The organism is Kosakonia sp. Marseille-Q7440, from assembly GCF_965119485.1.
Map to the genome: position 1 here is coordinate 546,562 of NZ_CBCPLT010000001.1, position 16,039 is coordinate 562,600.

Consider the following 16,039-nt stretch of genomic DNA (forward strand, 5'->3'; position numbering starts at 1 on the left):
CACCTCATAAATGGGTGGCAAAGGATTTTGAGAGAGCCTCAAATCCCTTCGCCGGCGTTATCCGGATCAGGTTCGACGGGTATTTTCTCAGCACGCGCGTGAAGCGCAGCACCCCGTTGAGAACGGCGCTATTGTAATGATTTGGTAAACAATCTGAAAGCATTACGGATCCGGCGGCGCAAACCAGGCCGATTTAAAGTCAAACCAGCCGAGGGTATTCATGCGCAGCCCGCGCATGGTGCGCTGCCCCTGGATGCGCAGCCAGTGGTGGATCAACGGCACAATCGCTTTGCTCGCTAGCAACTGCTGCGACCACATCGCCAGATTCATCTCCCCGGCGCGCCAGCGCGCGGCGTCTGCCTGCCAGTCGCGCGGAATGCAGTTTTGCAGCAACGGTACTTCATAGAGGTTGGCGAAGACCGAAAAATCGAGCGGCAGGGTGAAGTTGGCGCTGTTAAGCCAGATATCGCTCTCTGTTTCGCCGCGATGCCAGGCATCATAATCGACCTCCTGAATCAGTAACTTAACGCCGTGCTCTGCGAGCAGCGTGCTCATGGTGTGGGCGATCGCCTGGTGCTCGTTGTGCTCGCGGTAGAAGGTGAGCGTCAGCGTCTCCAGCCCGGCGGGCTTTTCACCGCTGCCGGGGCGCGCATGATGCCAGCGCGGCAGCAATCCATAGGCGGGAAACCAGTAGCGCTGATTCTGTTCGCTGGCGTGCCACAGCAGATTGGTTGGCGAAAGGATCCGGCTTACCCACTCGCGCACCGCCGGGTTCGCACCGCGGCTGGATCGCGCGTCAAACAGCAGGTAGTAGCAGCCCTCTTCAAGACGGCTCTCCACCGCTTTTTCGCCCTCCGTTGGCCCTTCGAGCGTCAGGCCGCAGGTGGTCTCATCCCCGACATCCGGCAGCACCCAGACATTCACTTCATCAATCAGCGCGCGAAAACCGAAGTAATCCTCAAAGGCGTGGATTTTTAACTGGTTGCGGGTGTTGCGCATCACCGCGTAAGGGCCGGTGCCGATCGGCTGGCTGGCAAAGTTCGCCAGCGTTTCCCACTCCTGCGGCAGGATCATCGCCGGCACGTGGCCCATCAGCCACGGCAGCCAGCTGTCGGGCTGCGAGAGATGAATGTCGAGCGTCCACGGCGTGGGTGAAACGATATCGCGGATGTGGGAGTAGAGCGGCAGGGCGCTGGCGCGCTGTAAGGAGGCGATAACATCCGCCATCTCCAGCTCGCGACCATGGTGAAAGTGGATGCCGGGGCGTAAGTAGAAGCGCCAGTGCAGGGGAGAGATCGCTTTCCAGTGGTGAGCAATATCGGCTTCCAGTTCCCCGTTTTCCTCATTTATGCGCGTCAGGGTGCTGAAGATTTGCCGCGCCATATGGGTTTCGGAGCGGCGCAGCGGCGAGCCGGGCAGCAGATTGCGCAGCGGGCGGTAGTAGAGCACGCGCAGGATATGTCGCCCCTGGCGAAAACTGCGGCCAAGATGCGACACCAGCATCTGGCGCACGGCGGCTTTATCGCCCACCAGTTGCACCAGCTGGTCGATGCGATCCTGCTCAAGCAGATCTTCCGCCCGCTGCTGTTGCAACGCCAGGCCGGTGTAGAGGAAGGTGAGGCGCGAGCGTTTACCGCGCCCGGCTTCCGCCTCCCAGGTGAGCCAGCCGCGCGTCTGCATGGTGTTGAGCAGGGTGCGCATATGGCGGCGGGAGCAGTTGAGCAGCTCCGCCAGCTCGTTAAGCGTAGTTTCCTGAGATTTTCCATCGCAGCATTGCCACAGACGGATGAACTGTTGTTGCAGGCGACCAGAGGACATAAAAGAGGAACTCCCGGCAAAAACTCAGCAATTTATTTATCCCTATATTAAGCCGATACTTCTCTGCGATGAAAGCGAGGAGGCGCATAGCGGAGTGGGGAATGACGACGCGTGTGGAAAAACTGACTCGCCCGAATCATGTGTGACTGAGTATTAAGTGCGAATGCACCCGCCAGCAAAATGTTTTTGCTGGCTTTTTTCGTTTAAGCTTGCGTCGCTGTTTTCCGCTTTCAACAAGGAAATGCCATGCTCTGGTTGATGACGATGGGACGCCGCATGAATGGCGTCTACGTCGCGTTTATGATCGTCGCCTTTATGATGGGTGTTGCCGGTGCGGTACAGGCACCGACGCTGAGCCTGTTCCTCAGCCGCGAAGTGGGCGCAGAGCCCTTCTGGATCGGGCTGTTCTACACCGTTAACGCCATTGCCGGGATCCTCGTCAGCCTTGCGCTGGCAAAACGATCCGACAGCCAGGGCGACCGGCGCAAGCTGATCCTCTTTTGCTGCCTGATGGCGGTGGGTAACGCGCTGCTGTTCGCGTTTAACCGTCACTATCTGACCTTGATCACCTGCGGCGTGCTGCTGGCTTCGCTTGCCAGCACCGCGATGCCGCAGCTTTTCGCGCTGGCGCGTGAGTACGCCGACAGCTCGGCGCGGGAAGTGGTGATGTTCAGTTCGATCATGCGTGCGCAGCTCTCGCTGGCGTGGGTTATCGGCCCACCGCTGGCGTTTATGCTGGCGCTCAATTATGGCTTTGTCGCCATGTTCTCTATCGCCGCCGGGCTGTTTATTGTCAGCCTGGTGCTGATTGCCTTCTGGCTACCGTCGGTGCCGCGGGTTGAGCAGCCCGCTGACGTGGCCGTTACGCAGGTGAGCGGCTGGCGCGACAGCAATGTGCGCATGCTGTTTATCGCCTCGACGCTGATGTGGACCTGCAACACCATGTACATCATTGATATGCCGCTGTGGATCAGCCTCGATCTGGGGCTGCCGGATAAGCTGGCGGGCATTTTGATGGGTACTGCCGCAGGCCTGGAGATCCCGGCGATGATCCTCGCGGGCTATTTCGTGAAGCGTTTCGGTAAGCGGTTGATGATGCTGATCGCCGTTGCAGCCGGCGTGCTGTTCTATATCGGCCTGCTCTTTTTCTATAGCCAGACGGCGCTGCTGCTTTTGCAGTTTTTCAATGCGGTGTTTATCGGTATTGTCGCCGGGATCGGCATGCTGTGGTTCCAGGATTTGATGCCTGGGCGAGCCGGTTCAGCAACCACGCTGTTTACCAACAGTATCTCCACCGGCGTGATTCTGGCAGGCGTTATCCAGGGCGCGCTGGCGCAATATTTTGGTCACGGCTCGGTGTATTGGGGAATTGCCGGGCTGTCGGTGGTGACGCTGCTCCTCACCAGCCGGGTGAAGGATGTGTAAGGCGCGGTGCGGCGGTTCAATTGCCGGATGGCGCTAACGCTTATCCGGCCTACTCTTCACATTTGCATTGTTACCCGTAGGCCGGATAAGGCAACGCCGCCATCCGGCAAACAAACCCGCACGATGCCGATTGCCGGATAACCATCCGGCAATGAGCATCAGGCTGTCACCCCATAAAGGCGGGTTGTCTTCACATCTGCATTGTTACCTGTAGGCCGGATAAGGCAACGCCGCCATCCGGCAAACAAACCTGCACCGTGCCGACTGCCGGATAACCATCCGGCAATGAGCATCAGGCTGTCACCCCATAAAGGCGGGTTGTTTTGCTTCGTAGGCGGCAATAGCGTCGTCGTGTTGCAGCGTCAGGCCAATGCTGTCCAGACCGTTCAGCATGCAGTGGCGGCGGAAGGCGTCGAGCGTAAAGCTGTAGGACTTGCCGCCCGCCTTCACCACCTGCGCCTGCAGATCCACCTCAAAGGTAATGCCCGGGTTGCTCTGCACCAGCGCAAACAGCTCATCCACCTCTTCGTCGCTCAGCGTCACCGGCAGCAGCTGGTTGTTAAAGCTGTTGCCATAGAAGATGTCGGCGAAGCTCGGCGCAATCACCACTTTGAAGCCGTAATCCGTCAGCGCCCACGGCGCATGCTCGCGCGAGGATCCACAGCCAAAGTTCTCCCGCGCCAGCAAAATCGACGCCCCTTTGTACTCGGGAAAGTTGAGCACAAACTCCGGGTTCGGCTGCTCGCCCTTATCATCGAGGAATCGCCAGTCGTTAAACAGATGCGCGCCAAAACCGGTGCGCGTTACCTTCTGCAAAAACTGTTTCGGGATAATGGCGTCGGTATCGACGTTAGCGGCATCCAGCGGAACCACCAGCCCGGTATGTTGGGTAAATTTCTCTGCCATGGTGATCTCCTTAAGCCTGCAAATGACGAATATCAGCGAAATGACCGGTTACTGCCGCAGCGGCGGCCATTGCCGGGCTGACCAGATGGGTACGCCCGCCGCGACCCTGACGCCCTTCAAAGTTACGGTTACTGGTAGAGGCGCAGCGCTCGCCCGGGTTCAGGCGGTCGTTGTTCATCGCCAGGCACATCGAGCAGCCCGGCAGACGCCACTCAAAACCGGCTTCGATAAAGATCTTATCCAGCCCTTCCGCTTCCGCCTGTGCTTTCACCGGGCCGGAGCCTGGAACCACCAGCGCCTGTACGCCCGGCGCCACTTTACGCCCTTTGGCAATTGCCGCCGCCGCGCGCAAATCTTCAATGCGCGAGTTGGTGCAGGAGCCGATAAAGACTTTATCGATCGCCACGTCGGTCAGCGGTACGCCTGGTTTCAGCCCCATATAGGCCAGTGCTTTTTCCGCCGAGGCACGCTCAACCGGATCGGCGAAGGAGGCCGGATCGGGAATGATCTCGGTGACCGAGATCACCTGGCCCGGGTTAGTGCCCCAGGTGACCTGCGGGGCAATATCTTCTGCCTGCAGGGTGACTACGCGGTTAAAGTGGGCGCCTTCATCGGTTTGCAGCGTCTTCCAGTAAGCAACCGCTTCGTCGAAATCTTTGCCCTTCGGCGCATGCAGGCGACCCTGCACGTAGTTAAAGGTGGTCTCATCCGGCGCGACCAGGCCTGCTTTCGCACCCATCTCAATTGCCATATTGCACAGCGTCATGCGGCCTTCCATGCTGAGCGCGCGAATGGCATCGCCGCAGAACTCCACCACGTGACCCGTACCGCCAGCGCTGCCGGTTTTGCCGATGATCGCCAGCACGATATCTTTGGCAGTGATGCCCGGCGCGGCGGTGCCGTTAACTTCAATCTTCATGGTTTTGGCGCGCCCCTGCTTCAGGGTCTGCGTCGCCAGCACATGTTCCACTTCTGAAGTGCCGATGCCAAACGCCAGCGCGCCAAATGCGCCGTGTGTGGCGGTGTGGGAGTCGCCGCAGACGATGGTCATCCCCGGCAGGGTGATGCCCTGTTCCGGCCCCATCACGTGCACGATGCCCTGATAGGGGTGGTTCAGGTCATACAGCTCGACGCCGAATTCGTTGCAGTTCTTAATCAGCTCCTGCATCTGAATACGCGCCATTTCGCCGGAGGCGTTGATATCTTTGGTCTGCGTCGAGACGTTGTGATCCATCGTGGCGAAGGTTTTGCCCGGCTGACGCACCGGGCGATTGTGTGCGCGCAGGCCATCAAACGCCTGCGGCGAGGTCACTTCATGCACCAGATGGCGGTCGATATAGAGCAGCGGGGTTTCGTTCGGTGCTTCATAGACCACATGGGCATCAAATAACTTTTCGTACAAACTCTTAGCCATGATTACACCCCTTCTGCGACATAACGGGCGATGATATCGCCCATCTCATCGGTACTGACTGCGGACGCGCCACGCGCTAAATCGCCGGTGCGCACGCCCTCTTCTAAAGCCCGGTTAATGGCCTGTTCAATGGCCGTTGCCGCCTCGTCTGCATTCAGGCTGTAGCGCAGCAGCAGCGCCAGCGAGAGGATCTGCGCGATCGGGTTGGCAATATTTTTGCCCGCGATATCCGGCGCGGAGCCGCCCGCCGGTTCGTACAGGCCAAAGCCCTGCTCATTCAGGCTGGCAGAGGGCAGCATGCCCATTGAGCCGGTGATCATCGCGCACTCGTCGGAGAGGATATCGCCGAACAGGTTGGAGCAGAGCAGCACGTCGAACTGGGACGGATCTTTAATCAGCTGCATGGTGGCGTTATCGATATACATATGCGCCAGCTCAATGTCCGGATACTCGCCCGCGATCTCATTGACGATTTCACGCCACAGCAGCGAAGTTTGCAGCACGTTGGCTTTATCGATGGAGTGGACTTTTTTGCCGCGTTTGCGCGCCGACTCGAAAGCGATACGCGCAATGCGCTCGATTTCAAAGCGGTGATAAATTTCGGTGTCGTAAGCTTTCTCGTGCTGGCCGCTGCCTTCGCGCCCTTTCGGTTGGCCGAAGTAGATGCCGCCGGTCAGTTCGCGTACGCACAGGATATCGAAACCGTTGGCGGCGATATCTTCGCGCAGCGGGCAGAAGGCTTCCAGGCCAGCATAGAGTTTGGCAGGGCGCAGGTTGCTGAACAGCTTGAAGTGTTTACGCAGCGGCAGCAGCGCGCCGCGCTCCGGCTGCTGTGCCGGCGGCAGGTTTTCCCATTTCGGGCCGCCGACGGAGCCAAACAGAATCGCATCGGCCTGCTCGCAGCCTTCGACCGTCGCCTGCGGCAGCGGATTGCCGTGGCGGTCGATGGCGATACCGCCAACGTCGTAATGGCTGGTGGTAATTCGCATTGCGAAACGGCTGCGCACGGCTTCCAGTACTTTCAGGGCTTGCGCCATCACTTCCGGGCCAATGCCGTCTCCCGGCAGCACGGCAATATGGTAACTTTTCGACATCACACGGTTTCCTTGTTGTTTTCTTTGTTCTGCGCTTTACGTTGCAACTCTTTTTCCACTTCCGCGGCGCGCCAGATGGTGTTCAGCACGTTGACCATCGCTTTGACCGAGGACTCAACGATATCCGTCGCCAGGCCGATGCCGTGGAAGCGGCGGTTGTTGTAATTGACGACGATATCAACCTGGCCCAGCGCATCTTTCCCGTGGCCTTTCGCCGTCAGGCTGTATTTCACCAGCTCAATGTCATATTCGGTGACGCGGTTAATTGCCTGGTAGACTGCGTCAACCGGCCCGTTGCCGTTGGCGGCTTCGGCTTTGATCTCCTCGCCGCAGGCCAGTTTCACCGAGGCGGTGGCGATATCGTTCGAGCCGGACTGCACATTGAAGTACTCCAGGCGGAAATGCTCCGGCTCTTCCTGCTGTTTGTTGATAAAGGCCAGCGCTTCCAGATCGTAATCAAAGACCTGACCCTTTTTATCCGCCAGCTTCAGGAAGGCGTCATACAGGTTATCCAGGTTGTAATCGCTCTCCTGATAGCCCATCTCTTCCATACGATGTTTGACCGCTGCACGACCGGAGCGTGAAGTCAGGTTCAGCTGCACCTGGTTCAGGCCAATCGATTCCGGCGTCATGATTTCGTAGTTTTCGCGGTTTTTCAGCACGCCATCCTGATGGATGCCGGAGGAGTGAGCGAAGGCGCCGGTGCCGACGATCGCTTTGTTGGCCGGGATCGGCATATTGCAGATCTGAGCCACGGTCTGGCTGGTGCGCCAGATCTCCTGATGATTGATGCGGGTGTGCACATTCATAATGTCTTTGCGCACTTTAATCGCCATGATCACCTCTTCCAGTGAACAGTTACCGGCACGTTCGCCGATGCCGTTCATGGCACCTTCTACCTGGCGCGCACCGGCATGCACAGCGGCAATCGAATTACCGACGGCCAGGCCTAAGTCATCATGGGTGTGGACAGAGATAATGGCTTTATCGATGTTTGGAACGCGGTCATACAGGCCGGTGATGATATTGGCAAACTCGAACGGCATGGTGTAGCCCACGGTGTCCGGGATATTGATGGTTTTCGCCCCGGCATTGATTGCCGCTTCGACAACGCGCGCCAGGTCTTCAATCGGCGTACGCCCGGCATCTTCACAGGAAAACTCCACGTCATCGGTGTAGTTACGCGCACGTTTCACCATATAGATCGCGCGCTCAATCACTTCATCCAGCGTGCTGCGCAGCTTGGTAGCGATATGCATCGGCGAGGTGGCGATAAAGGTGTGAATACGGAACGCTTCAGCCACTTTCAGCGACTCTGCGGCGACATCAATATCTTTTTCTACGCAGCGTGCCAGGGCGCAGACACGGCTGTTTTTTACCTGGCGGGCGATGGTCTGCACGGACTCAAAATCGCCCGGCGACGAGACCGGAAAACCGACTTCCATCACATCAACACCCATGCGCTCCAGCGCCAGGGCGATCTGCAGCTTCTCTTTCACACTCAGGCTTGCCTGCAATGCCTGTTCACCGTCACGTAAGGTGGTATCGAAAATTACGACTTGCTGCTGGCTCATGGTTTAGATCCTTGTTCGCTTTGGCCGCCTCGCTACGAGCATAAAAAAACCCGCGCCAAGGCGCGGGTTCTTAGTCTTAACAGGAAGACGATTCAGTTCTGAGTGTCGTCCACCGGTCTACCGCGCACAGTTGATGCGTTTAGTAGTAGTAGACCAGCGAAACGAACGTGACGAATCATGAATCTTGCTCCCGTTAAAATCGATATGCTTTTAGTGGTACTGGATACGCACTTTGATGTCAACCCCCCGGCGAAAACTGGCTATGTTGAAGCGCAAATCATCGCCCCGCGCTTTAGTTTAATCTGCTGTCTAATTAGCGTGATTGCGACATTCTTGCTTTTTGTGTTCATAAGACTTTTCGTAAGAAAAAGCGAAGGCAAGGCGCAGAGAATTAATAATCCTTTTCGGCAAGATGTTAAAGAAAATGGTGGGTAGGGCGATCGACTTATGATTATCGTTACAAAACAGCTATGGAAGTGAAAATGTTAAAAAATAATTTATATTACAGGGCTAAGTAATGCTTTTTTTAATTTCATCCAGGAAATTAAATGTAAGCTTTATATATTCCTAAATTTTCACACTGCGCTTCTAATAATGCTATATGCGTGATAAATCATCTTCCTGAATATTATTATTACACAAGTCAAGGGAGTTTATCATGACGACGGATTGCAATTTTCCCGGGGAAAGTCTTTATAATCAAAAAGTTAATGACGGCGAGAAACCACAGTTACGTTCAGTAGATCTCAATTTGCTGACCGTTTTTGATGCCGTTATGCAGGAGCAAAACATTACGCGTGCAGCCCATGCGTTGGGCATGTCTCAACCCGCCGTCAGTAATGCCGTTGCGCGTCTTAAAGTGATGTTTAATGACGAACTTTTTGTTCGTTATGGTCGGGGCATTCAACCTACCGCGCGTTCGTATCAGCTTTTTGGTGCGATAAGACAGGCTCTTCAGTTGGTACAAAATGAACTGCCTGGCTCCGGTTTTGATCCACAAAGCAGCGAGCGTATTTTTAATCTTTGCGTATGCAGTCCACTCGATAATTTCTTGACTTCGGTTATTTACAATAATGTGAAAGCCGTCGCACCAAATATAAAACTGATATTTAAATCTGATCTAAATCACAGTACCGAACATCAGTTGCGCTATCAGGAAATAGAATTTGTGATCGGCTATGAAGAATTTCGTCGTCCGGAGTTTTCCTGCGTCCCGCTGTTTAAAGATGAAATGGTGCTGGCGGTGAGCCAACAACATCCGCGCATCGCTGAACTGACGACGGAAAACAGCCTGTTTAACGAGCAGCACGCCGTTGTTTCGCTGGAGCGCTACGCCTCTTTCAGCCAGCCCTGGTACGACACGGTTGAAAAGCGCAACCGCATTGCCTATCAGGGAATGGCGCTGCCCAGCGTATTAAACGTTGTCTCTCAAACCCATCTGGTTGCCATTGCGCCGCGCTGGCTGGTGGAGCGCTTTGCCAGCGGGCTGGCGCTGCATACGCTGCCGTTGCCGCTTACGCTCAACAGCCGTACCTGCTGTCTCTCGTGGCACGAATCCGCCGGTCGCGATAAGGGGCATCAGTGGATGGAGGAGCTGCTGGTGTCGGTCTGTAGCCACTAAGCGGCGTGCAGAATAAACCGGGTTGCAAACTTCCGGTTTATTCTGCATTTATCGAACGAACTACTATTTTATTCTGATTTGCCCCGACTACGAATCTCTGCACGACGTTAAAAATGCATGAATTACTGAACATTCCCTTATCACAGCGATCAATGGTCATCGTCGCGGCTTATTACAGACGTTTTCACCAGCTCTTCATTTAAGACGTCGTATTTCTGCTTTTAGCGCGGCTTTTCCTCGCCGGAGGTCGGATTGCCTGCCAGATTTTGAGCGGTTATGGTAACTGCCATTCATAATCAGAAAGCAGGATGTCCTGTTCTGAACAGAGCGACAGTGCGGAAATGAGTTCTGCCGTCAGTCGACAAACGTAAGCCTGGAGGCAAAGCATGGAGATGTTGTCTGGAGCCGAGATGGTCGTCCGATCGCTCATCGATCAAGGCGTAAAGAAGGTATTCGGCTACCCCGGAGGGGCGGTACTTGATATCTACGACGCCCTGCATACCGTCGGTGGCATCGAGCATGTACTGGTGCGGCACGAGCAGGCGGCCGTTCACATGGCAGACGGGCTGGCGCGTGCGACAGGCGAAGTGGGGGTGGTGCTGGTGACTTCCGGCCCCGGCGCGACGAACGCCATCACCGGTATTGCGACAGCTTATATGGACTCCATTCCACTGGTGGTGCTCTCCGGTCAGGTAGCGACCTCGCTGATTGGTTACGACGCCTTCCAGGAGTGCGACATGGTGGGCATCTCCCGCCCGGTGGTAAAACACAGCTTTCTGGTGAAGCAGACGGAAGATATTCCCGGCGTATTGAAAAAGGCGTTCTGGCTCGCTGCCAGCGGACGCCCGGGGCCGGTAGTGGTGGATCTGCCGAAAGATATTATGAACCCCGCGAACAAGCTGCCCTATCTCTGGCCGGAGTCGGTCAGCATGCGCTCCTATAACCCAACCACGCAGGGGCACAAAGGGCAGATTAAACGCGCGCTGCAAACCCTGGTTGCCGCGAAAAAGCCGGTCTTCTATGTCGGCGGTGGGGCAATTACTTCTGCCTGCGACGCGCCGCTGCGCCAGCTGGCTGAAACGCTGAATGCGCCGGTGGTCTCCTCATTAATGGGGCTGGGCGTATTCCCGGCTTCCCATCGTCAGTCCCTCGGCATGCTCGGGATGCACGGCACCTATGAAGCGAATATGACGATGCACCACGCTGACGTGATCTTTGCCGTCGGCGTACGTTTTGACGATCGCACTACTAATAACTTGCTCAAGTACTGCCCCGACGCGACGGTGCTGCATATCGATATCGATCCCACCTCTATTTCTAAAACCGTACAGGCAGATGTGCCGATTGTTGGCGATGCGCGCCAGGTGCTGGAGCAGATGCTGGAGTTGCTGGAGCAGGAGCGCGCGTCGCAGCCGCACGATGAGATCCGCGACTGGTGGCTGCGCATTGAACAGTGGCGCGCGCGCCAGTGCCTGAAATATGACACGCAAAGTGAAAGCATCAAACCGCAGGCGGTGATTGAGGCCGTCTGGCGTCTGACCAATGGCGATGCTTATGTCACCTCCGATGTTGGTCAGCACCAGATGTTTGCCGCGCTCTATTATCGCTTTGATAAACCGCGCCGCTGGATCAACTCCGGCGGCCTCGGCACGATGGGCTTCGGCTTACCTGCCGCGCTGGGCGTAAAAATGGCGCTGCCGGACGAAACGGTGATTTGCGTCACCGGCGATGGCAGTATCCAGATGAATATTCAGGAGCTTTCCACGGCGCTGCAATATGAACTGCCGGTGCTGGTTCTCAACCTCAACAACCGCTACCTCGGCATGGTGAAGCAGTGGCAGGACATGATCTATTCCGGTCGCCACTCGCAATCCTACATGGAGTCTTTACCGGATTTTGCCCGTCTCGCCGAAGCGTACGGGCATGTTGGCATCCGCATTACCCGCCCGGAAGAGCTGGAGGCGAAGCTCGCCGAGGCGCTGGAGCAGGTGAAAAACAATCGTCTGGTCTTTGTTGATGTGACCGTTGACGGAAGTGAACACGTTTATCCGATGCAGATCCGCGGCGGCGGCATGGATGAGATGTGGTTAAGCAAAACGGAGAGAACCTGATTATGCGCCGGATACTGTCTGTCTTACTGGAAAACGAATCGGGCGCGTTATCACGCGTCATCGGCCTCTTCTCACAGCGCGGCTATAACATCGAGAGCCTGACGGTCGCACCAACGGATGATCCCACCCTGTCGCGGATGACCATCCAGACCGTGGGCGATCAAAAGGTCCTTGAACAGATCGAGAAGCAGCTGCACAAACTGGTGGACGTGCTGCGCGTAAACGAACTGGGGCAGGGAGCGTATGTTGAGCGCGAGATCATGCTGGTGAAGATTCAGGCCAGCGGCTATGGCCGTGAAGAGGTTAAACGCAACGCGGAGATCTTCCGCGGGCAGATCATTGACGTCACACCGTCGATTTACACGGTTCAGCTCGCCGGCACCAGCGACAAGCTGGATGCGTTCCTCGCCACAATTCGTGATGTAGCGAAGATTGTTGAAGTGGCGCGCTCCGGCGTGGTCGGTTTATCACGCGGCGATAAAATCATGCGCTAATGCGAGCAAGGTTCCACATTTTTAAGCCCGGCTGATTATGCCGGGCTTTTTTTTGCGAAATCAGCCGGAAGCAGAGAGAAAAGCGGTTGCCGCAGTTACCTTTCTGCGCTTAGATGTTATGGAAATTAACCTATATCCCTAAAAAGGTTATGGTGCGCATCATTTTAAGGGGCAATTGTGAAACTGGATGAAATCGCCCGGCTCGCCGGCGTCTCACGAACCACGGCAAGCTACGTCATCAACGGAAAGGCGAAGCAGTATCGTGTCAGCGATAAAACCGTTGAGAAAGTTATGGCGGTCGTTCGTGAGCATAACTACCACCCGAACGCGGTGGCGGCTGGGTTACGAGCAGGACGCACACGATCGATTGGGCTGGTCATTCCCGATCTGGAAAACACAAGCTATACCCGTATTGCAAACTATCTGGAGCGCCAGGCGCGCCAGCGTGGCTACCAGCTGCTGATCGCCTGCTCTGAAGATCAGCCCGATAATGAGATGCGCTGCATCGAACATCTGCTGCAACGGCAGGTTGATGCCATTATCGTCTCGACCTCGCTTCCGCCGGAGCATCCCTTCTATCAGCGCTGGGCAAATGACGCCTTCCCGATTGTCGCGCTCGATCGCGCGCTGGATCGTGAACACTTCACCAGCGTAGTGGGTGCCGACCAGGAGGATTCAGAGATGCTGGCGGCGGAGTTGCGTAAAATGCCGGCGGAGCGCGTGCTCTATTTAGGCGCGCTGCCGGAACTCTCGGTAAGCTTCCTGCGCGAGCAGGGTTTCCGCAGCGCCTGGAAAGACGATCCCCGCGAGGTGAAGTACCTCTACGCCAATGGCTATGAACGCGAAGCCGCCGCCCAGTTATTTGAAAAGTGGCTGGAAACGAACGAGATGCCGGAAGCGATGTTTATCACCTCTTTCGCGCTGCTGCAGGGCGTGCTGGATGTAACGCTGCGCCGCGACGGTAAGCTGCCTTCCAATCTGTCGATAGCCACCTTTGGCGATCATGAACTGCTCGATTTCCTGCAATGCCCGGTGCTGGCTGTGGCGCAGCGTCACCGCGACGTCGCCGAGCGGGTGCTCGAGATTGTGCTGGCAAGCCTGGATGAACCGCGCAAGCCGAAGCCGGGGTTAAGCCGTATTCGACGTAATCTCTATCGACGCGGCATATTAAGCCGGGTATAAATAAACGCAATTAAGGCAGCGCCCGCTGCCTTTTTCCTTTTCAACATTTCGCCTTAATCGAAATAGTGCTATTTAACTCCTCAGATAAATCCTTAATTTACGAAGATGCTCTGATTTATTATTTCTTTAAGTTTCTTTACTTCCGATTTCTCACTGCCCGTTAAGAAGTTACTGATGATGATTTCTGTATTGAATTGTTACATCTCCTGATCGCTTTCGATTAATTAACAACCACTTTTGTTGAGCGAGGCATTCCCTTAGCGAAACCGGGGCTAAGTTAGCGCCAGCTCCTGCATCTGGCGCTGTTAAGTCGCGCCGTTATGCCTTAAAATGCCGCCCGCGTCGCAAACTGACACTTTATATTTCGCGTACAGAAACGGAATGGTCTGAAACCCCGGGCCCTATATTCCCCCCTTTTTTCTTGCAAATATTCATGACGTTAATTTGCCTCGTAAGCTGAGCACTATTTCACCGACGCTGATATTCATTACGAATAAGGGATCTTTTGTTCTTGTTGGCCTTTGCGCTGGCTTGACAAGCTTTTCCTCCGCTCCGTAAACTCCCTCGGTGGGGTTTTGTGGGATAAAGTGGTGGAAATGATCATGCGGGGGTAAACCGGACATGTTCCGTGGCGCGACGTTAGTCAATCTCGACAGCAAAGGGCGGTTATCCGTTCCGACCCGTTATCGGGATTCGCTGCAGGAGAGTGCCTCCGGCCAGATGGTCTGTACCATTGATATTCGCCACACATGCCTGCTGCTTTACCCTCTGCCCGAATGGGAAATTATCGAGCAAAAACTGTCGCGGCTGTCGAGCATGAACCCGCTTGAGCGGCGCGTACAACGTTTATTGCTGGGGCATGCCAGCGAGTGCCAGATGGATAGCGCCGGTCGCATCTTAATTGCGCCTGTCTTACGGCAGCACGCCGGGCTAACCAAAGAAGTGATGCTGGTCGGACAGTTCAATAAATTTGAGCTGTGGGATGAAACGACCTGGTATCAACAGGTCAGGGAAGATATTGACGCTGAGCAATCCGGTTCCGAAGGACTTTCGGATCGGTTGCAGGATTTGTCTCTTTAATGATGATGGAAAATTTTAAACACACAACGGTGCTGCTGGATGAGGCCGTTAACGGCCTGAATATTCGTCCTGATGGCATTTACATTGATGGCACTTTTGGTCGCGGTGGACACTCGCGCCTGATCCTCTCCCAACTGGGGGCGGAAGGCCGCTTGCTGGCAATCGATCGCGATCCGCAGGCAATTGAAGTTGCGAAGACCATTAATGACCCGCGCTTCTCCATCATTCATGGACCCTTTTCCGCGCTCGCTGATTATGTCAGCGAGCGCGATCTTATTGGCAAGATCGATGGCATTCTTCTCGATCTTGGCGTCTCTTCACCGCAGCTTGACGATCCGGAGCGCGGCTTCTCCTTTATGCGAGACGGCCCGCTGGATATGCGTATGGATCCGACGCGCGGCCAGTCTGCCGCCCAGTGGCTGCAAACCGCAGACGAAGCGGATATTGCCTGGGTGCTGAAAACCTTTGGTGAAGAGCGCTTTGCTAAACGCATCGCCCGCGCCATCGTCGAGCGTAATCGCCTCGATCCGATGACCCGCACCAAAGCGCTGGCGGAAGTGGTGGCAGCGGCGACGCCGATAAAAGATAAGTTTAAACATCCCGCGACCCGTACCTTCCAGGCGGTGCGCATCTGGGTGAACAGTGAACTGGAGGAGATAGAGCAGGCGCTAAAAAACTCGCTCGATGTGCTGGCCCCGGGAGGCCGGCTTTCTGTCATCAGCTTCCACTCGCTGGAAGACCGCATTGTGAAGCGCTTTATGCGTGAGCAAAGCCGGGGGCCGCAGGTTCCTGCCGGGCTGCCGATGACCGAAGCGCAACTCAGCAAGCTGGGTGGCCGTCAACTGCGAGCCTTAGGAAAAATGATGCCGGGCGAAGAAGAAGTGGCGGAAAACCCACGTGCCCGTAGTTCAGTTCTGCGTATTGCAGAGAGGACGAACGCATGATCGGCAGAGTGACAGAGACCCTCAGCAAAGTTAAGGGATCGTTAGGAAGCAGCGAGCGCCATGCCTTGCCTGGCGTGATCGGCGACGATCTTTTGCGGTTCGGGAAACTGCCACTCTGCCTGTTCATTTGCATCATCATGACGGCCATCACGGTCGTCACCACTGCGCACCATACCCGTTTGTTAACCGCACAGCGTGAACAACTGGTGATTGAGCGCGACGCGCTGGATATCGAATGGCGCAACCTGATTCTTGAAGAGAACGCCCTCGGCGATCATAGCCGGGTGGAGCGGATTGCTACCGAGAAACTGCAGATGCAGCACGTCGATCCTTCACAGGAAAATATTGTGGTGCAGAAATAGCGATGAAAAAGGAA

At 55.8% G+C, this 16,039-nt stretch carries 15 protein-coding genes and 1 riboswitch; of the genes, 9 read left to right on the forward strand and 6 right to left on the reverse strand.

Going from position 1 to position 16,039, the window contains the following annotated elements; all coding sequences use genetic code 11:
* Positions 1-25: 25 nt before the first annotated feature.
* Positions 26-126: riboswitch (TPP riboswitch) on the reverse strand.
* Between the two features lie 36 nt (positions 127-162).
* Positions 163-1,818: an HTH-type transcriptional regulator SgrR gene (sgrR, locus tag ACWPW2_RS02445; RefSeq protein ID WP_454121529.1), complete on the reverse strand. Its 1,656-nt coding sequence runs from the start codon at positions 1,816-1,818 to the stop codon at positions 163-165.
* A 246-nt stretch (positions 1,819-2,064) separates the two neighbouring features.
* On the opposite strand from sgrR, the gene ACWPW2_RS02450 reads away from it, so the two are divergent.
* Positions 2,065-3,243, forward strand: coding sequence for a sugar efflux transporter (locus ACWPW2_RS02450; RefSeq protein WP_454121530.1), 1,179 nt, complete (start codon positions 2,065-2,067; stop codon positions 3,241-3,243).
* Between the two features lie 300 nt (positions 3,244-3,543).
* Here ACWPW2_RS02450 and leuD read toward each other — a convergent pair whose 3' ends face one another.
* The 5 genes from leuD to leuL form a co-directional block, all read right to left on the reverse strand.
* Complete coding sequence (gene leuD / locus ACWPW2_RS02455) at positions 3,544-4,149, reverse strand: 3-isopropylmalate dehydratase small subunit (RefSeq protein ID WP_042718363.1); 606 nt, start codon at positions 4,147-4,149, stop codon at positions 3,544-3,546.
* A gap of 10 nt (positions 4,150-4,159) precedes the next feature.
* A complete protein-coding gene (leuC, locus tag ACWPW2_RS02460; RefSeq protein ID WP_454121532.1) occupies positions 4,160-5,563 on the reverse strand; it encodes a 3-isopropylmalate dehydratase large subunit in 1,404 nt (467 codons plus the stop codon).
* Between the two features lie 2 nt (positions 5,564-5,565).
* A complete protein-coding gene (gene leuB, locus ACWPW2_RS02465; RefSeq protein WP_023480275.1) occupies positions 5,566-6,657 on the reverse strand; it encodes a 3-isopropylmalate dehydrogenase in 1,092 nt (363 codons plus the stop codon).
* On the reverse strand, positions 6,657-8,231 hold the full coding sequence (gene leuA, locus ACWPW2_RS02470; protein ID WP_023480193.1) for a 2-isopropylmalate synthase: 1,575 nt from the start codon (positions 8,229-8,231) through the stop codon (positions 6,657-6,659). Before leuA ends, leuB begins: the two co-directional genes overlap by 1 nt.
* Positions 8,232-8,323: 92 nt before the next feature.
* Complete coding sequence (leuL, locus tag ACWPW2_RS02475) at positions 8,324-8,410, reverse strand: leu operon leader peptide (RefSeq protein WP_128484107.1); 87 nt, start codon at positions 8,408-8,410, stop codon at positions 8,324-8,326.
* Between leuL and ACWPW2_RS02480 the strand changes: the two genes are divergently transcribed.
* The 8 genes from ACWPW2_RS02480 to ftsL all read left to right on the forward strand — a co-directional run bounded on the left by ACWPW2_RS02480 (position 8,409) and on the right by ftsL (position 16,025).
* Positions 8,409-8,666 (forward strand): hypothetical protein, encoded by a 258-nt coding sequence (locus ACWPW2_RS02480; protein ID WP_023480356.1) that lies wholly within the window; start codon positions 8,409-8,411, stop codon positions 8,664-8,666. The two genes, leuL and ACWPW2_RS02480, sit on opposite strands and share 2 nt — an antisense overlap.
* Before the next feature lie 223 nt (positions 8,667-8,889).
* A complete protein-coding gene (gene leuO / locus ACWPW2_RS02485; RefSeq protein WP_023480261.1) occupies positions 8,890-9,852 on the forward strand; it encodes a transcriptional regulator LeuO in 963 nt (320 codons plus the stop codon).
* Positions 9,853-10,238: 386 nt separating this feature from the next.
* Positions 10,239-11,963 carry an acetolactate synthase 3 large subunit gene (gene ilvI, locus ACWPW2_RS02490; RefSeq protein WP_279793614.1) on the forward strand — a complete coding sequence of 575 codons (1,725 nt, stop codon included), beginning with the start codon at positions 10,239-10,241 and terminating at the stop codon, positions 11,961-11,963.
* Positions 11,964-11,965: 2 nt separating this feature from the next.
* Complete coding sequence (ilvN, locus tag ACWPW2_RS02495; protein ID WP_007373137.1) at positions 11,966-12,457, forward strand: acetolactate synthase small subunit; 492 nt, start codon at positions 11,966-11,968, stop codon at positions 12,455-12,457.
* Between the two features lie 177 nt (positions 12,458-12,634).
* Positions 12,635-13,639 carry a catabolite repressor/activator gene (cra, locus tag ACWPW2_RS02500; RefSeq protein WP_023480463.1) on the forward strand — a complete coding sequence of 335 codons (1,005 nt, stop codon included), beginning with the start codon at positions 12,635-12,637 and terminating at the stop codon, positions 13,637-13,639.
* Positions 13,640-14,260: 621 nt separating this feature from the next.
* Positions 14,261-14,719, forward strand: coding sequence for a division/cell wall cluster transcriptional repressor MraZ (mraZ, locus tag ACWPW2_RS02505; protein ID WP_023480198.1), 459 nt, complete (start codon positions 14,261-14,263; stop codon positions 14,717-14,719).
* 2 nt (positions 14,720-14,721) lie between these two features.
* Entirely contained in the window at positions 14,722-15,663 is a 942-nt protein-coding gene (rsmH, locus tag ACWPW2_RS02510) for a 16S rRNA (cytosine(1402)-N(4))-methyltransferase RsmH (RefSeq protein ID WP_023480357.1), read from the forward strand.
* The gene (gene ftsL, locus ACWPW2_RS02515; protein ID WP_023480380.1) at positions 15,660-16,025 is read left to right on the forward strand and encodes a cell division protein FtsL; all 366 of its coding nucleotides are present in this window, start codon (positions 15,660-15,662) and stop codon (positions 16,023-16,025) included. Before rsmH ends, ftsL begins: the two co-directional genes overlap by 4 nt.
* Positions 16,026-16,039 lie beyond the last annotated feature (14 nt).